At 71.0% G+C, this 16,517-nt stretch carries 14 protein-coding genes; 6 read left to right on the top strand and 8 right to left on the bottom strand.

Annotation, left to right across the window (positions count from 1 at the left end; translation table 11 throughout):
• Positions 1–23: 23 nt before the first annotated feature.
• Genes ABFX51_RS17935 through ABFX51_RS17920 form a run of 4 tightly spaced genes read right to left on the bottom strand, consistent with a single transcriptional unit; the run spans position 24 to position 3,398 of the window.
• Positions 24–1,220, bottom strand: a complete 1,197-nt coding sequence (locus ABFX51_RS17935; protein ID WP_091510684.1) for an ABC transporter permease — start codon at positions 1,218–1,220, stop codon at positions 24–26.
• A complete protein-coding gene (locus tag ABFX51_RS17930; RefSeq protein WP_091510685.1) occupies positions 1,217–1,903 on the bottom strand; it encodes an ABC transporter ATP-binding protein in 687 nt (228 codons plus the stop codon). The genes ABFX51_RS17935 and ABFX51_RS17930 overlap by 4 nt, the downstream gene beginning before the upstream one ends.
• A complete protein-coding gene (locus ABFX51_RS17925; protein WP_177228814.1) occupies positions 1,900–2,964 on the bottom strand; it encodes a peptidoglycan-binding domain-containing protein in 1,065 nt (354 codons plus the stop codon). Before ABFX51_RS17925 ends, ABFX51_RS17930 begins: the two co-directional genes overlap by 4 nt.
• The gene (locus ABFX51_RS17920; RefSeq protein WP_177228815.1) at positions 2,961–3,398 is read right to left on the bottom strand and encodes a hypothetical protein; all 438 of its coding nucleotides are present in this window, start codon (positions 3,396–3,398) and stop codon (positions 2,961–2,963) included. The genes ABFX51_RS17925 and ABFX51_RS17920 overlap by 4 nt, the downstream gene beginning before the upstream one ends.
• A gap of 98 nt (positions 3,399–3,496) precedes the next feature.
• On the opposite strand from ABFX51_RS17920, the gene ABFX51_RS17915 reads away from it, so the two are divergent.
• Together ABFX51_RS17915 and ABFX51_RS17910 are read left to right on the top strand one after the other, a co-directional pair.
• Positions 3,497–4,156 carry a response regulator transcription factor gene (locus tag ABFX51_RS17915; RefSeq protein WP_091510821.1) on the top strand — a complete coding sequence of 220 codons (660 nt, stop codon included), beginning with the start codon at positions 3,497–3,499 and terminating at the stop codon, positions 4,154–4,156.
• A complete protein-coding gene (locus tag ABFX51_RS17910; protein WP_218153520.1) occupies positions 4,156–5,271 on the top strand; it encodes a sensor histidine kinase in 1,116 nt (371 codons plus the stop codon). Before ABFX51_RS17915 ends, ABFX51_RS17910 begins: the two co-directional genes overlap by 1 nt.
• Before the next feature lie 21 nt (positions 5,272–5,292).
• On the opposite strand, the gene ABFX51_RS17905 is transcribed toward ABFX51_RS17910, so the two are convergent.
• Together ABFX51_RS17905 and ABFX51_RS17900 are read right to left on the bottom strand one after the other, a co-directional pair.
• Entirely contained in the window at positions 5,293–5,718 is a 426-nt protein-coding gene (locus tag ABFX51_RS17905; RefSeq protein WP_245783190.1) for a chorismate mutase family protein, read from the bottom strand.
• Positions 5,719–6,031: 313 nt separating this feature from the next.
• Positions 6,032–7,630 (bottom strand): PucR family transcriptional regulator, encoded by a 1,599-nt coding sequence (locus tag ABFX51_RS17900; RefSeq protein WP_091510689.1) that lies wholly within the window; start codon positions 7,628–7,630, stop codon positions 6,032–6,034.
• An 87-nt stretch (positions 7,631–7,717) separates the two neighbouring features.
• Here ABFX51_RS17900 and hisD point away from each other — a divergent pair, with 87 nt between their 5' ends.
• The 4 genes from hisD to ABFX51_RS17880 all read left to right on the top strand — a co-directional run bounded on the left by hisD (position 7,718) and on the right by ABFX51_RS17880 (position 13,169).
• On the top strand, positions 7,718–9,031 hold the full coding sequence (gene hisD, locus ABFX51_RS17895; RefSeq protein ID WP_091510690.1) for a histidinol dehydrogenase: 1,314 nt from the start codon (positions 7,718–7,720) through the stop codon (positions 9,029–9,031).
• 109 nt (positions 9,032–9,140) lie between these two features.
• Positions 9,141–10,676, top strand: coding sequence for an APC family permease (locus ABFX51_RS17890; protein ID WP_218153521.1), 1,536 nt, complete (start codon positions 9,141–9,143; stop codon positions 10,674–10,676).
• Complete coding sequence (locus ABFX51_RS17885; protein ID WP_091510694.1) at positions 10,673–11,341, top strand: ThuA domain-containing protein; 669 nt, start codon at positions 10,673–10,675, stop codon at positions 11,339–11,341. Before ABFX51_RS17890 ends, ABFX51_RS17885 begins: the two co-directional genes overlap by 4 nt.
• A gap of 40 nt (positions 11,342–11,381) precedes the next feature.
• Complete coding sequence (locus ABFX51_RS17880) at positions 11,382–13,169, top strand: thiamine pyrophosphate-binding protein (protein ID WP_091510695.1); 1,788 nt, start codon at positions 11,382–11,384, stop codon at positions 13,167–13,169.
• 354 nt (positions 13,170–13,523) lie between these two features.
• Here ABFX51_RS17880 and ABFX51_RS17875 read toward each other — a convergent pair whose 3' ends face one another.
• Together ABFX51_RS17875 and ABFX51_RS17870 are read right to left on the bottom strand one after the other, a co-directional pair.
• Positions 13,524–14,918 (bottom strand): aspartate ammonia-lyase, encoded by a 1,395-nt coding sequence (locus ABFX51_RS17875; protein ID WP_346054289.1) that lies wholly within the window; start codon positions 14,916–14,918, stop codon positions 13,524–13,526.
• On the bottom strand, positions 14,911–16,485 hold the full coding sequence (locus tag ABFX51_RS17870; RefSeq protein ID WP_346054287.1) for a GMC oxidoreductase: 1,575 nt from the start codon (positions 16,483–16,485) through the stop codon (positions 14,911–14,913). The genes ABFX51_RS17875 and ABFX51_RS17870 overlap by 8 nt, the downstream gene beginning before the upstream one ends.
• Positions 16,486–16,517 lie beyond the last annotated feature (32 nt).

The following is a 16,517-nucleotide window of genomic DNA, read 5'->3' as shown; positions in this document are numbered from 1 at the left end:
TCGCGACTCAAACGTCGCCCCGGTCAGCCCGCCTGCAGGACCGTGTTGGGCGGCATCCGCGCCGCCCTGGCCGCCGGGAACCACCCCGCGACGGTACCGATGACCACCGACGCCCCGACGCCCGCCGCGATCGCCGTCGCGGGCAGCACGACCGGCCAGCCGCTCGTCACCGAGTAGCCGATGCTCACCCCCAAGCCCAGCAAGACACCGAACAGCCCGCCCAGCCCGGACAGCAGTACCGCCTCGGTGAGGAACTGCGTGCGCACCTGGCCGCGGCTGGCGCCCAGCGCCCGTCGCAGCCCGATCTCGGACCGCCGCTCCAGCACGGAGATCACCATCGTGTTGGCCACGCCCACGCCGCCGACCAGCAGCGCCACCGCCCCCAGCCCGAGGAACAGCGAGAGGAACGCCGTCTTGGCGGCCAGCTGGGCCTGCAGGGCGTCGGACGGGCGGCTGACCGCCACCTCCTCGGGGTGCTCGGGGTTGATGCTCGCCGCCAGCACCTGCTGCACCTCGGCGACCGCCTGGTCGTCCGACCGCTCGTAGACGGTGGTCGGACGGCCGTCGAAACCGAGCTCGGAGACGGCCGCGTCCCAGCCGATCAGCGCGCCGATGTCCAGCTCCGGAGCCAGCGTCACCGGCGCCAGGACGCCGACCACCGTGAACCACTTGCCGCCGAGGTAGACCTGACGCCCCGGCTGGTCGATCCCGAGCAGCCGGGCGGCGGTCGAGCCCAGCACGACCGCCGGGTACCGCTGGCTGGCCCCGTTGAGCCACTGGCCTGCCGCGAGCCGCCCGCTCACCGTGGGCAGCAGGTCCAGCTTGGCGGCCAGCACGGCAATGCCGCTGGTGTCGCGCGGGTCGACCCAATCGCTGCGGTACACGTAGCGTTTCTTCACCGCACCGGTACCGCTGGCCGCGGTGACCGGTTTGATGCGCCTGACCATCTCGATGGCGTTGGCCGGCAGCTGCGCGGCCTCGCCGAACAGGGTGTCGCCGGGTGCCGCGCGCAGCAGGTTGGTGCCCAGTGACGCCAGCTGCGCGGACAGCCGGGCCTGGCTTGCCGTGGTGATCCCCAGGACGGCGACCATCGCGGCGACGCCGATGCCGATGCCCAGCGCGGACAGCACGGCTCGCGCGGGCCGGCCGATCACCCCGGTGAACCCGGCGCGCACGAGGTCGGACAGCCCGAGCCTGGCGGGCGCAGGCAGCGCGCTCATCGCACCACCACCGCCGCGGTGTCCTGGCTGATCCGGCCGTCGAACAGCTGAACCTGGCGCGGCATGTCCGCCGCCAGGGCGCGGTCGTGGGTGATCACGGCGATGGTGGTGCCGTCGCCGTTGAGTTCCCGCAGCAGCGCCATCACCTCCTCGCCCGACCGGGAGTCCAGCGCGCCCGTCGGCTCGTCCGCCAGCAGGATCGACGGCCGCGCGACCAGCGCCCTGGCGATGGCGACCCGCTGCCGCTCGCCGCCGGACAACTCCTGGGGGCGGTGGGACACGCGGTGCCCGAGACCGACCTGGCGCAGCGACTGCTCGGCCAGCCGGAGCCGGACCGAACGGCGGAGGCCGTGGTAGAACAGGCCGTTCGCGACGTTCTCCACAGCGCTGAGGTACGGCGTGAGGAAGAACTGCTGGAAGACGAAGCCGATCCAGCGTGCCCGCACCGCCGACAGCCACCGGTCCGGCAGCGCCAGCACGTCGTGCCCGTGCACGCGGACGGTCCCGGTCGACGGCCGGTCCAGCGTGCCCATCAGTTGCAGCAGAGTGGACTTGCCGGACCCCGAGGGCCCGACCACGGCGAGCAGTTCCCCGGCGTGGATGCTCAAGGTCACCTCCCGCAGCGCCCGCACTTCGCCGTAGTCGCGGGAGACATCGGTCAGCTCGATCACGGGTGTGGTCACGACCCCACCGCCTTCACCGCCATCCCCTCGTGGATACCGGCCCCGCTGACCTCGACCAGGCTGTTCGCGAACAGCCCGAGTTCCACCGGCAGGAGACGGCCGTCGACGGTTTCCACGGCGTAGCCGCCCTCGGGCGTGGCGAGCAGCGCGCCCACCGGGACGGTCAGCACGTTGTCCTTCTGCTCGCTGGTGAACGCCACGGTGACGGGGGCGCCGTCGAGCTTGCCGACCGCGTCCGGGTTCTTCGGCGTGACCTGCACGTCCACCGTCGGCTCGTGGCCCGAGGCCGGGTTGCCGCCGTTGGGATCCGGCTCCCTGGCCACCGTGCCGACCGAGGTGATCGTGCCGGGGGTGTGCGTGCCGTCCAGCAACGTGATGTCCACTTCGGACCCGGCGACCGCCTCGGACTGCTTGCTCACCGGCATTTTCACCGTCACCACACGCCCGGTACCGGAGGCGTCGAGGATCTTGCCCTGTGCCGCGGCCCCCGGGACGCCGGTCACCGCGGTGACCCGGATGTCGGTGGGGAGCACGACGACGCTGCCGGGTTCGACCTTCCCGGTCTCCTCCAGGCCGAGCGCCTTCTGCCAGTTTTTGATCGCCGCGGCCGTGGCGTCGGTGAACTTCCGGTCCACCGCACCGCGGAAGTAGCCGAGGTCCTTCAGGTTCTGCTCCAGTTCCCGCACGTCGACACCGGCCTCCACCCCGGGTTCGAGCGGCCGCCAGAACGGCGTGTCCCCGTGCCAGAGCGGCACGGGCCTGCCGTCGAGGTGGAACACCGCCTTGCCCTGCGTGATGACCTGCCCGACCGGGGGCAGCCCGGTCAGCACACCCGGCCTGTTCCCGGTGACGTGGTATTCACCCGCGTAGCCGAGCGTGCCGGACTGGCGGTCGGACACCACGAGTTTCTGCCGCTTGACCTGTGCGGTCGCGGTCGGTGCGGACTGCCCGGCGCCGGGGTCGTCCGCCGGGGGCGTCGCGACGACGAACGCGGTGCCCAGGCAGGCGACGGACACCGCGAGCACGGCGCCGCCGCCGATCAGCCAGGTCTTCCGGTTCACTTGCGGCACGCCTTCAGCGCGTCCCGCAGCTTGTCGGCGGGGCCGTCGAGCGCAACCGCGCCGCCGCCGGTACCCGGGTCGGGCATGTCGATGCCGTGCTCGCGCATGCACTTGGCGAACGCCGCATCCTCGGCCTGCGCCGCCGGGTCGTCGGGGTTGGCGATGTTCGGCGGTGCGTACTGCCGGCACGCCGCCATCGCCTTTTCGGCCTTGCCCGCGTCGCCGGCGCGGATACCGGGCATGGACGTCCCGTCCCCGTTCGGCTCGGGGTCGGGCATGTCGACCCCGTTTTCCCGCATGCACTTGGCGAAGGCCAGCATCTTCTGGTGCGGGTCGGTGGGCACCTGGCCGGGGTCCGGGTCCTGCTGTCCGCCGCACGCCGCGATCCCGAACAGCACGAGCGCGACGGGTACCGACCTGAGAAGTGATTTCATGCCGTGATTCCTAGTGGGACGGCCGTTTCCGGAACGTTGCCGAGACCGGAAAGGTTCTGGAAACAGCGGGCACACTAGACAGTGCCGGGGAGGTGGGGATGCGCGTACTGGTGGCCGAGGACGAGCGGGCGCTCGCCGATCTCGTCGCACGCGGCCTGCGTGCCGCCACGATGGCGGTGGACGTCTGCTACGACGGGCTCGCCGCGCAGGAGCGGCTGGCGGTCCACGACTACGACGTGGTGGTGCTGGACCGGGACCTGCCCGGCGTGCACGGCGACGTGCTGTGCCGGGAGCTGGCCGGCACCGGCGCGCGCACCAGGGTGCTGATGCTCACCGCGTCGGCCACGCTGGACGAACGGGTGGACGGGCTGGAGCTGGGTGCGGACGACTACCTGACCAAACCGTTCGAGTACCCGGAGCTGCTGGCGCGGGTCCGCGCGCTGGGCAGGCGGACGCAGGCGGCGTTGCCGCCGGTGCTCAAGGCCGCCGACCTCGTGCTGGATCCGGCCACTCGCACGGTGACCAGGGGCCGCCGGGGGATCCGCCTGACGCCGAAGGAGTTCGCGGTGCTGGAGGTGCTGCTGCGGGCGCGCGGCGCGGTGGTGAGCAGCGAGCAGCTGCTGACGCAGGCGTGGGACGAGTTCGCCGACCCGTTCACCAACGCGGTCCGGGTCGCGATGTCCAAGCTGCGCGGCAAGCTCGGTGAGCCGCCGCTGATCGAGACGGTCCCCGGTGCCGGCTACCGGATCGCGCCGTGATGACCGTCCGCACCAGGCTGACGCTGCTCTACAGCCTGATGGTGATCGCCGGCGGGTTGCTGCTCGTGCTGGCCATCTACCTGTTGCTGCGGGCCAACCTGGTCAACCAGCTCCAGGTGACCGTCGCGCAGAAGCTCCCCGCGGCCGCCGAGAGGCTCCCCGCGGCACAGCCGGCGCAGCCCGCGGCGCAGGCGGTGGCCGTCGTCTCGTCGAACACGGTGCTGGCGAAGCTGCTGCTCGTCTCCGGGATCTCGCTGCTGACGCTCGCCGTGATCGCCGCCGCGGTCGGCTGGTGGGTGTCCGGCCGCGTGCTGCGCCCGCTGCACCGGATCAGCGCCACCGCCCGCAGGCTGTCCTCGGACAACCTGCACGAGCGCATCGCGCTGGCCGGGCCCCGGGACGAGCTGACCGAGCTGGCGGAGACGTTCGACGAGATGCTGGACCGGCTGGAGGCGGCGTTCGACAGCCAGCGGCGGTTCGTCGCCAACGCCTCCCACGAGCTGCGGACCCCGCTGGCGATCCAGCGCGCCGCGGTGCAGATCGGCCTGCCCGACGCCGATCCGGAGATCGTGGCGCGGTTGCTGGCCGCCAACCGGCGCAGTGAACTGCTGATCGACGGCCTGCTGCTGCTGGCCCGCAGCGACCGCGGGCTGGAGCACCGGGAGCCGGTCCCGCTGCACGAGGTCGCGCGCGAGGTGCTGGCCCAGCACGCCGACGACATTGCCGCTGGCGGCCTGCGTGTGACCGGGGAGTTGGGGGAGTGCTGGGTGTCGGGTGATCCGGTGCTGGTCGGGCAGCTGGTGGACAACCTGGTCGGCAACGCCGTGCGGTACAACGAACCCGGCGGCGAACTGTGCGTGCGCACCGGTGAGGGAGACGGGCTGTGCGTGCTGAACTCCGGCAGGCAAGTGGCGGAGGGCCAGGTGCCCGAGCTGTTCGAGCCGTTCCGCCGGGGATCGGGCCGCGGCAGCACGGACGGCGGGTCCGGGCTGGGGCTGTCCATCGTGCGGTCGATCGTCCAGGCACACGGCGGCTCGGTCAGTGCGGAAGCGCGCCCCGGCGGCGGCCTCACCGTGCACGTGACGCTGCCCGAAAGCACACCCGTCGCACCGTGACGGCCGTCACTCCATTGTGGATCAGCCGCAGAGGGCGCCGACCGCTCCGTGCAGGGCGCGTTGGTGGAGCCGGTCGAGGTCGTAGCGGAGGTCGGTTTTCGCCTCGGCCACGACGAGTGCGATCGTGCAGCGCGGGGTCGGGCGGCGGAGGTCCGCCGTGGCGCCGAGGTGGTCGATGAACGCGCCCGTGATCCGGTCGAGCTGCGGGCGCACCTCGGTGGCGAGGTCGGGCCGCGCCGTCGGCGCCAGCTCCGGGTGCTGGGTCCACTTCTCGTACAGCCACCGTTGCGCCACCTTGTTCATCTCGATCTGGGCGCGGAAAAACTCGACGGTGTCCGGCACGTCGAGGCCCGCCGCGCCCGCGAGCGACGCCGCCTGGTCGAGCACCTGCCGCTCCCGCGCCGGGTCGTCGATCGGCGTGCTCGTGCCGAACTTGGCCGCGGCCACCTTGTCGGCGAGCAGGATCCGCTCGGCGGCCAGCCCGACCAGCGGGGCCAGCCCCTCATTCGCCTGGGTCGCCGCCGCCGCGGGTACCCCCGGCGACGACGACGCCGCAGACCATGAGTGAGGAAAGCCCGGCTCGCAGCACGGAGGAGCGAGAGACGTTCACGAACGAGGACCTGCCTTTACCTGAGGTGCCAAGGAAAATGGATGCCTCGATACCGCTCCGGCCGTCGAGGCACGCCAGGCAACCTAGGGAATCCACCCCCGGCCGCACAACGGCTCCGGCGGAAAGGAAGCCTTGCGCCTGGGGAAAGGTTCAGGCCAGCCGGGGGCTGGGGCGCCGCAAGAGGTCGTGGCCCCGCACCGCCAGTTGGAGCCGCTGGTGGGTGTCCGGTTCGGACAGGTCGAGCCCCAGGATCTCCTCGATCCTCTGCAGCCGGTGGTAGAGGGTGCGCCGCTGGATGAACAGCTTGTCCGCGGCGCGGGCCTTGTTGCCGTTGCAGTCCAGGTAGGCGCGCAGCGTCGGCAGCAGCGGGTTGCTGCTGACCGCGTCGTGTTTGAGGAGCACTCCGAGCTCGTCCTCGACGTAGCGGGTGAGCTCCGGTCCCTCGGACAGGGCGACGAGCAACCGCAGCGCGCCGAGGTCGTCGAAGCGCCGCATGCCCTGCTCGGCCGAGGCCAGCGCGACCGAGGCGGCGTTGCGGCTCTGGCGGAGAGCCAGCGGGAGCCCGGCCGGGGTGACGACGCGGCTCGCCCCGCCCCGCACCCCCTCACCGGCCAGCAGGTCCAGCACCGCCTGTTCCTCGTCCGCCGCGCGCAGCCCGACGACAGCCATGTCGTAGTCGCCGATGTCGCCGACGACAGCGGGCCAGCCCGCGTCGTGCAGCACGCGGGCGAGGTCCTGGTCCCCGAACGGGCGCTCGCCCGCCGTGCGCCCGGTGACCACGACCAGGAGCTGCCGGTCACGCAGGTCCTGGCCGAGCGCGAGGCTGCGGCCGACGAACTTCTCGCCCGTGATGTCGCCCAGCAGCAGGCGGTTGAGCAGCGTGGCCTGCCGCTGGGCCGAGCGCGCCCCGCTCTCGCGCTCGCTGAGCAGCGTGATCGCGATGGCCGCCGCCGCCCGCTCGAGCGCGCGCAGATCCGACGTGCTGGGCTGCACACCGCCGTGCAGCAGGTGCAGCCACCCCCAGGACTCGCCCCGCAGCACGACCGGGCGGCGCGCGCACGCGGCGACGTCGCTGAACGACACGGGCGTGCGGCGCGCGCCGGTCAGCAGGTTCTGGTGGCTCTCGTGGATCGCCCGGGAATGGACGTCCCACCGCGCCACCGTTTCATCCCCCTCCGGGGTGGCGCCCCCGTAGGCGAGCATCCGGTGCGCGATGTCTTCGAGCACGACGGGACAACCGGTCCGCTTCGCGAGTTCCCCGACCATGCCGACGTAGTCCTCGTCCGCGAGCAGGAGGTCCATGAAGGCCTGTCCCGTGGCCTCCTCGGTGATCAGCTGCCGCACCCGCTGCTCCACGAGGACCTCGTGCACCTGCGCCGAGGCCACGGCGAACGGGATCTCGTCGGCGAGCCCGACGAGCGGCAGGCCCAGCGCGCGGGCCTCGTCGATGACGGCCTCCGGCATCGACTCGAACATGCGCCCGGCGAGTTCGACGACCAGTACCGCCGCCCCGGCCTCCGCGAGCCGCCGGATGTAGGCGCGCTGCGGCGCCGCCGTGTCCCCCATGCCGAGACCGGCGGTCAGCAGCATCTCCCCGCCGGAGAGGAACCGGTGGATGTCGGGGATCTCGCCGGTGTGCACCCACCGCACGGGGCGCTCCAGCTGGTTTTCCCCGGCGTAGACGTGGACCGTGGTCCGGTGGAAGACCTCGAGATCCAGCGCGGTGCGTACGGTCAGCGCTTCGGGCATCGGATCTCCACTGTGTGCAACGAACGGTTCGGATATTACACAGGTTGTGCCTGTCGTCGGCAGTGCCGGTTCGCTGAGACTGCGTGAATGAACACCGTTGTGAAGCAACCGATCGCGGCGGCGACCGGGCGGAGCACCCCGCCGGAGATCGCCGATCGCGTCGCCGAGATCATCGCCGACGTGCGGCAGAACGGCGACGCCGCCGTCCGCCGCTGGTCGGAGAAGTTCGATTCGTGGAGCCCGGACTCCTACCGGCTCGGGCCCGCCGAGATCGCCGAGGTCGTGGCGTCGGTCCCCGAAACCGTGCTCGACGACCTGCGGTTCGTGCAGCGGCAGGTGCGCGGGTTCGCGCAGGCGCAACGGGATTCGCTCGCCGACTTCGAGGTCGAGACGCTGCCCGGCGTCTACTTGGGACAGCGGAACATCCCGATTGGCGCGACGGCGGCGTACGTCCCGGGTGGACGGTACCCGCTGACGGCGTCGGCGCACATGACGGTCGTGACCGCGAAGGTCGCCGGTGTGGACCGCGTCGCGGCGACGACCCCGCCGGACCGCGGCGCGCCGCCGCCGGTGAGCGTCGCGGCCATGCACCTCGCCGGCGCGGACGAGATCTACGTGATGGGCGGGGTGCAGGCCGTCGCGGCGCTCGCGCTCGGCACCGAGACCATCGCGCCGGTCGACATGCTCGCCGGGCCCGGCAACGCCTACGTGGCCGAGGCCAAGCGGCAGCTGTTCGGCGAGGTCGGGATCGACCTGTTCGCCGGGCCGACCGAGGTGCTGGTCATCGCGGACGAGACGGCGGACCCGTTCGTGGTCGCGACCGACCTGCTGTCGCAGGCCGAGCACGGTCCCGACTCACCCGCCGTGCTGATCACGACGTCGGAAACCCTGGCCGCGCGGACGATCCAGCGCATCGAGGAGCTGCTGCCCGGCCTGCCCACCAAGGAGGTCGCCGGAGTCGCGTGGCGCGACCACGGCGAGGTGATCGTGGTGCCGGACCTCGACGCGGCGTACGCGCTGGCCGACGAGTACGCCAGCGAGCACGTGCAGGTCCTCACCGCCGAGCCGCGCGTCGCGCTGCACCGGATGCGCAACTACGGCGCGCTTTTCCTCGGTGACAAGACGTGTGTCGCGTACGGCGACAAGGTGATCGGCACCAACCACGTGCTCCCCACGCTGGGCGCCGCGCGCTACACCGGCGGGCTCTGGGTGGGTAAGTACCTGAAAACGGTGACCTACCAGGAGATCCGGGACGCCGCGTCGAGCGCCGAGCTGGGGGAGATCTGCGGCCGGGCGTCCCGCCTGGAGAACTTCGAAGGACACGCGCGCTCCGGCGACATCCGCGTCGCGCGGTACGGCGGCGCACGGCTGGAGTGGACCGACCACTTCAGCCACTCCTGAGTCCTGATCCCACCCACCAACCCCCCGGCCAACGGAGGTCGTCATGTCAGCTACGGAGAACGCAGCAAGAGCGGTGAAGGGGAGTGCTTCCGCCTCACCGCAAGGACCGGTGTCGTCCCGAGAGGACGCGGAGCTGCTCGCCGCACTCGGCTACGAGCAACGCTTCGACCGGAAAGTCAGCCTGTGGGGGAATTTCGCGCTCGGCTTCGTGTACCTGTCCCCGCTCGTCGGGGTGGTGTCGCTGTTCGCCGTGGGGCTGTCCGCGGCGGGCGGCCCGTCGATCTTCTGGATCGTGGTCATCGGGCTCGGGCAGCTGCTGGTCGCGCTCGTCTTCGGCGAGGTGGTTTCGCAGTTCCCGCTCGCGGGCGGGCTCTACCAGTGGTCGAGGCGGTTGTGGAACGGGCGCTACGCCTGGTTCACCGCGTGGACCTACATCTGCTGCATCACCATCGGCATCACCAGCACCGCGTTGTTCAGTTCGGACTTCGTGGCGAGCCTGTTCGGCGGCACGGCGGAGGAGCCGGGGATCTCGTCCTCACCGGGCCAGCGGCTCGTCATCGCCGTCGCCGTGACCCTGGTCTGCCTCGTCTGCAACAGCTTCGGCACGCGCACGCTCGCGCTGATCTCCAAGATCGGGCTGGCCGCGGAGCTGATCGGGATCATCCTCGTCGGCCTGTACCTGCTGATCTTCCAGCGGCACAACTCCGTGTCGATCTTCTTCGAGGGCATCGGCACCGGTGACGGAGGCGGCTACCTCGGCGCGTTCCTCGGCGCGTCGCTCGTCGGCCTGTTCCTGTACTACGGGTTCGAGGCGTGTGGCGAGGTCGCCGAAGAGGTGCCCAACCCCGCCCGCAGCATCCCGAAGGCCATGCAGCTGACGGTGGTCGTCGGCGGGCTCGCGGCGTTGTTCGCCTTCGCCGGGTACGCGCTCGCCGCACCCGACCTCCAGTCGATCATCGCGGGGCAGGACGCCAACCCGATCCCCGCGATCCTGCAGGCCTCGCTCGGCACGGTCGGCACCAAGATCGTCCTGGCGGTCGCCATCACGTCGTTCATCGCCGGGGTGATGAGCCAGCAGGCCGCGGCCAGCCGGATCGTGTTCTCCTTCGCCCGCGACGACATGTTCCCCGGCTCGCGGCTGTTCTCGCGCGTGACTCGCAAGCACCGCGCGCCGAGGAACGCCCTGCTCGCCGTGAACGTGGCGCCGCTGCTGATCTTCGTGTTCGTCTACTTCTCCCCGGACTCGCTCGTGCGGATCGCGGCCTTCCAGGTCCTCGCCGGGTACGCGGCGTTCCAGCTGGTCGTCCTCGCCGCGCTGCGGATGCGGCTGAAGGGCTGGCGGCCCGCGGGCGCGTGGACCCTGGGCCGGTCGGGACTGGCGATCAACGTCGCCGCGCTGGTCTACGGGGTGCTCGCGATGATCCTGCTGGCAGCGCCGACAGGGGACGCCGACACGCCGTTCGTCGACCGGTGGATCGCGTTGATCGGCTTCCTCGTCGTGTCCGCGGTGGGGCTGGTGTACCTGCTGGTGGCCAAGCCGGAACGGAAGTCGACGGCCCCGGAGGGGGACGCCATCGAAATCGCGGAGCGGCTTCGCGCCCGGGCGGCGAGGATGGCGGTCACGGCAGAAAGGAAGCAACCATGACCCGTGTGCTGTACCTCTACGGCGGCTGGCCGGGGCACAAGCCCTACGAGATCGCCGAAAAGTGGGCCAAGCCATTGTTCGCCGAGCTGGGCTTCGACGTGGAGGAGACCAACGACATCTTCGCGCTCGACGCGGACCTCACCGGCTACGACCTGATCGCGCTCAACTGGAACAACGCCCTCCTCGCGGAAGGACTGTCCGCGGCACAGGAGCACAGCCTCCTGTCGGCGGTCGAGGCGGGCACCGGGATCGCCGCGTGGCACGGCGCCGCCGCGGCCTTCCGGCTGAGCATCAGGTACCACCTGCTCCTCGGCGGGAGCTTCCTGGAACACCCCGCCGGGGAAGGGGTCAAGCACCCCTACCAGGTGTCCATTGTGGACAAGCAACACGAGATCACGCGCGGGGTGCTGGACTTCCGGGTGGCCTCGGAGCAGTACTACATGTCGGTCGACCCCAACAACACCGTGCTGGCCGAGACCACCTTCGACGGCGAGCACCTGCCGTGGCTGGCGGGCCGCACCATGCCGCAGGCGTGGACGCGCACGTGGGGGAGCGGCCGCGTGTTCTACAGCGCGGTCGGGCACGACCTGGACGACCTCCAGAACCCCGCCGTGACGCGGCTGTGCGCCCAGGGCTTCGCCTGGGCGGCCCGCAAGGGCGCATGACGAGGAACACCGAACACCAGAGCGAGTTGGGAGCAACCCCATGCCTGTCCTCACCGGAGGTCAGATCGTCGCGCAGACGCTGCGCAACTACGGCGTCGACTACGTGGCCGGCATCCCCGGCCACGGGATCTGGTCGCTGACCGACGCCTTCCTCGACGAGGAGTCGAAGATCCCGTTCGTGCAGACGTTCCACGAGCAGAGCGCCGTGCACCTGGCGGACGGTTTCTACCGCGCCACCGGGCGCCCGATGGCGGCCGTGACCTCGATCGGCGCCGGCGCCAGCAACACCGTCATCGGGATGGGCACCGCCTTCACCGACTCGACCAGCGTGCTGGTCATCACCGGCGGCCCGCCGACCCACATGCGGGGCCACGGCCTGCTGCAGGAGCTGGAGCGCTACACCGCCAACGACTTCCCCAAGGTGGCCGAGGCGGTGAGCAAGCGGCACTGGGTGGTCACCCGGGTCGAGGAGCTGCCGTTCGTGCTGCACCGGTGCTTCAACTCGATGCTCACCGGCAGGCCCGGCCCCGTCCACCTCGAAGTGCCGATGGACGTGCAGGCCGAGGCCGCCGAGGTCGACCTGCACGACCTGCGGCGCCGGATCCCGGTCGGGAAGCAGCACCCGGACCCCGAGGCCGTGGACAGCGCGGTGTCGGTGCTGCGTGAGGCACGCCGTCCGGTGATCGTCGTGGGTGGTGGCGCCATCACCTCGGACGCCGCGGACGACGTGCGGGCGCTTGCCGAGCGGTGGCGCATCCCGGTGGTGACGACGTGGAACGGCAAGAGCGCGTTCCCGGAGGACCACGAGCTGTTCGCGGGCAGCGTCGGCCAGACCGGGACGCTGGTGGGCAACGCGGTGGCCAGTGCGGCGGACGTCGTCGTCGCGATCGGCTGCCGGTTCACGGACTGGTCGGCGTCCAGCTACGCCAAGGGCGTGAGCTTCTCCATCCCGCCCGCGAAGCTGATCCACATCGACATCGATCCCCACGAGATCGGCAAGAACTACCCCGCCGAGGTGGGCATCGTGGCCGACGCGCAGCGCACGGTCGCCGCGATCGTCGACTCGCTGCCTTCCGCGTCCCCGGACCGGTCCGAGTACCTGGCAGAACTCGCCGGGCTCAAGAGGGACTGGGAGGAGAAGCTCGCCATCCGGCGTGACAGCGACCGTTTCCCGTTCACCTCGCAGCGTCCGCTGGGCGCGCTGCGCTCGGTGCTCCCTGGGGACGCGATCGTGGTCGTCGGCTCGGGCAACACGCAGGGCGCGGTGAAGCAGACGTTCCCGGTGTACGAGCCGCGCACGCACCTGACGTCCGGCGGGTTCTCCAGCATGGGCTGGGCGGTTCCGGCGGCGGTGGGGGCGAAGCTGGGCAGGCCGGACCGGACCGTGGTGTGCGTCCTCGGCGACGGGGACTTCCTGATGACGGCGCAGGAGATCGCGCTGAGCGTGACGACGGGCGCGCCGGTGGTGTTCGTGGTGCAGAACAACGCGGGGTACATGTCGATCCGGGGCGGGCAGCGCAAGCAGACGTCGCGGCACATCGGCACCGAGTTCTCGCACCCCGACGGCACGCCATACAGCCCGGACTTCGCGGCGCTCGGGCGGTCCTTCGGCATCGAGTCGTGGAAGGTCACCGACGCCGATTCGCTCGAACCGGTGCTGAACAAGGCCGTCCAGTCCGGCGGCCCCGCACTCGTGGAGGTCCCCACCGACCGCGACGCGGCCGGCCCGTGGGTCCCGGGCTGGTGGGATTTCCCCGTGCCCGCCTACGTGACCGACGAACGGCAGGACGAGTACCGCCAGACGAGGGCCACGGAACAACACCTCTGACGGGACACTGATCGAGGCGATCCCACAGCCGTAGCCTCCACGGGTGTGGGATCGCCTTCTCGATGCCGGGGAGTTTTGTTCCCGCGCGGGGAAACACACACGAAGGGGCGGGAACCCGGATCGGGTTCCCGCCCCTTCGCGCTTCACCGTTCGGTGAGTGGTCCGGGGTTGTGAGCACCAGCAGCTTCGCAGCTCCGAACTTGGGCTGGGGCGTCAAGCTGGTCCCTCAACGCCCACAGCTCACCCGCCTCCCCGCACGGACCAGGCGCCTTCCGGATACACCGAACCGCTCCCCGGAGGGCCGGAGCTGGGGTTCCCAGCGCGGCTTCCGGGGAGCGGTTCGGCTGCACTCCTTCACCGGCCCGTGAGGGCCTCCGGTGTCGTGAGCGCCAGCACCTCCTCCTCCGTGAGCAGGGCGCGTTCGCGGACGAGGTCGAGTGGCGGCCTGCCGGTGTGGTGCGCTTCGAGCGCGATGGCGCTCGCCGTCTCGTAGCCCAGCGCGGGGCCGAGCGCCGTGACCAGACCCGTCGAGGACGCCACGATCTCCCGCAGCCGGTCGCTGTTCGCGGTGATACCCCGCACGCAGCGGTCCGCCAGCACCCGCGCCCCCGCCGTCAGGTGGTCCAGACTCGCCGTGAGCGCGCGGGCGATGACCGGCTCGAACGCGTTGAGCTGCAGCTGCCCGCCTTCGGCCGCGAGGGTCACTGTCAGGTCGTTGCCGATGACCTCGAACGCGATCTGGTTGACCGCCTCGGGGATCACGGGGTTGACCTTGCCGGGCATGATCGACGACCCCGCCTGCCGCGCCGGGAGCCCGATCTCGCCCAGACCCGCCTGCGGCCCGGAGGACAGCAGCCGCAGATCGTTGCAGATCTTGGACAGTTTGACCGCCACCCGCTTGAGCACCCCGGACAGCTGCACGAACACGCCGACGTCCTGGGTGGCCTCGATGAGGTCCGGTGAGGACACCAGCGTCGGGATGCCGGTGAGGGAGCGCAGGTGCGCCAGCGCCGCCGCGCGGTATCCCGGGCGGGCGTTGAGACCGGTGCCGATCGCCGTGCCGCCCAGGTTCAGCTCGTGCAGCAGCAGCCTCGCCTCCGCGAGCCGCTGCTCGTCCTCTCCGATCGTGGCCGCGAACGCCCCGAACTCCTGGCCGAGCGTCATCGGCACGGCGTCCTGCAGCTGCGTGCGGCCCATCTTCAGCACGTCGGCGAACTCGCCCGCCTTGGCCGCGAACGCCGCACGCAGGCCGCCGAGCGCGCCGAGCAACTCGCCGACATGGCTGTCCAGGGCCAGCTTCACCGCTGTCGGGTAGACGTCGTTCGTGCTCTGCCCCAGGTTGACGTGATCGAGCGGGTGCAGGACCGAGTACTCGCCGCGCCGGTGGCCCAGCAACTCCAGCGCACGGTTCGCGATGACCTCGTTCGCGTTCATGTTCGTCGACGTCCCGGCACCGCCCTGGATGAGGTCGACGACGAACTGGTCGTGCAGCGCCCCGTGCCGGATTTCCGCGCACGCGACGGCGATCGCCTCCGTGCGCGTGCGGTCGAGCGCGCCGACCTCACCGTTGGCCCCCGCGGCCGCCTGCTTCACCGTGGCGAGCGCGGTGATCAAGTGCGGGCGGGCGCGCAACGTCTCCCCGCTGAGGGGGAAGTTGGCCAGCGCCCGCACGGTGTGCACGCCGTAGTACGCGTCGGCGGGCACTCTTACGTCACCCAGCATGTCGTGCTCGACCCGGTGGTCAGCCATCGAGACCATCCACAATGGACGGGGCGATGCGCAACGCGTTGGCCCCGATCGTCAGCGCCGGGTTCAGCGCCGCGGACGACGGGAAGAACGACGAGTCGGCGAGCCACAGGTTGCCGACGTCGTGGCTGCGGCACTGGGGATCCAGGACGCTGTGCGCCGGATCGGTGCCCGCCACTGCGGTGCCGCACATGTGCGAGTTCGTCTCGATCCCCATGCGCTGCGTGAAAGTCAGCGGGTACCCGGACCGGCGCACGAGCTTCGTCACCCGCGACACGAGTTCGTGGTGCGCACGCAGGTTGTTCGGCTGCCAGTCGATGATGATCCGGTCGCCATCGACGCGCACCCGGTTGTCCCGCGAGGGCAGGTCTTCGCTGGTGAGGTAGATGTCGATGCTGCGGGCCGACATGAACTTCAACGCCCACATCGGCGCCCACGGGCGGGCTGGTTTCAGCATCGGGGCTTGCAGCTTTCCGAGCATCTGCAGGTTTCCCAGCGGATAGGGGACCCCGTTGCCGGCCTCGTAGAAGTCGTTGAGCCCCAACGTCTTCTGCCACTTCGTCCGGTTGGTGCGCAGCGGGTTCACCCCGACGAAGAACGTGCTGTTGTGCACCATGTAGTTCCGGCCGAGCAACCCCGACGAATTGCCGAGACCCTCGGGGTGCTGGTCCGAGGACGACTTCAGCAGTAGCGCGGCGGAGTTGACGGAACCGGCCGCGAGCGCGAACCGGTGGGCGTTGATCCGGATGGTGCGCCCCTCGTGCTCGACCTCCGCGGCGACGACCTTCGTGCCGTCCGCCGACGTGATCAGCCTGGTCGCGCGTGCGTGCGTCAGGAGTTGCACGCCCGCGTTCAGGGCGGGGATCAGCAGCCGGTTCTCCGCGTCGGACTTCATGCCCGTGTTGTCGGGACACCCGTCCGCCGCGGTCACCGCGGCCCGGTCGGCGAGCGTGGTGACGTTCATGGCGTTCGGCGTGTGGAAGGGGTGCATCCCTTGTCGCCGCAGGGATTCCGAGAAGCGTTCGATCACCGGCTCGTGGGGCAGGGCCGGGTGCGGGTACGGCGTCGAGTGCGGCGGTTCCGTCGGGTCCTCGCCGACCTGCCCGTGCACCTGCAGCACCCGCTCCATCTCACCGTAGTACGGCTCGAGGTCGTCGTAGGTGAACGGCCAGGCCTGCGACACGCCTTCCGCGTGCGGCACCTCCATGAAGTCGCTCCGCCGGAACCGGGGGAGCATCGCGCCGTAGAACCGGGTGTTGCCGCCGACCCAGTAGTACGTCCCCGGCGCGAACGGGCGCCCGGTGGAGCCGTCGTACCACGAGCCGGCGTTCTTGTAGCGGCCCTTGAGGTGCATCTCCTCCGGCCGGGAGTTCTCCGGCTCACGCGGCAGGAAACCGCCGCGCTCGACCACGAGGACCCGCGCACCCGAGTTCCGCAACGCCCAGGCCAGCGCCGAACCGCCCATGCCGGAACCGATGATCAGCACGTCGGTGTCGAGCTCGCCGTCCACGGTCACCAGCGAACCGGGGTCGACGTCCTCGGGCAGGTAGTCCCGCATCGGTTCAGTCATCTCCTTCGAGGATGTTGTGAAAGTGGCATGTG

It is taken from the genome of Amycolatopsis dongchuanensis (genome assembly GCF_039542405.1).
Lineage (GTDB): Bacteria > Actinomycetota > Actinomycetes > Mycobacteriales > Pseudonocardiaceae > Amycolatopsis_E > Amycolatopsis_E sacchari.
Note: the sequence above shows the minus strand (reverse complement) of the source record. Positions and strands in the feature narration are given on the sequence as shown.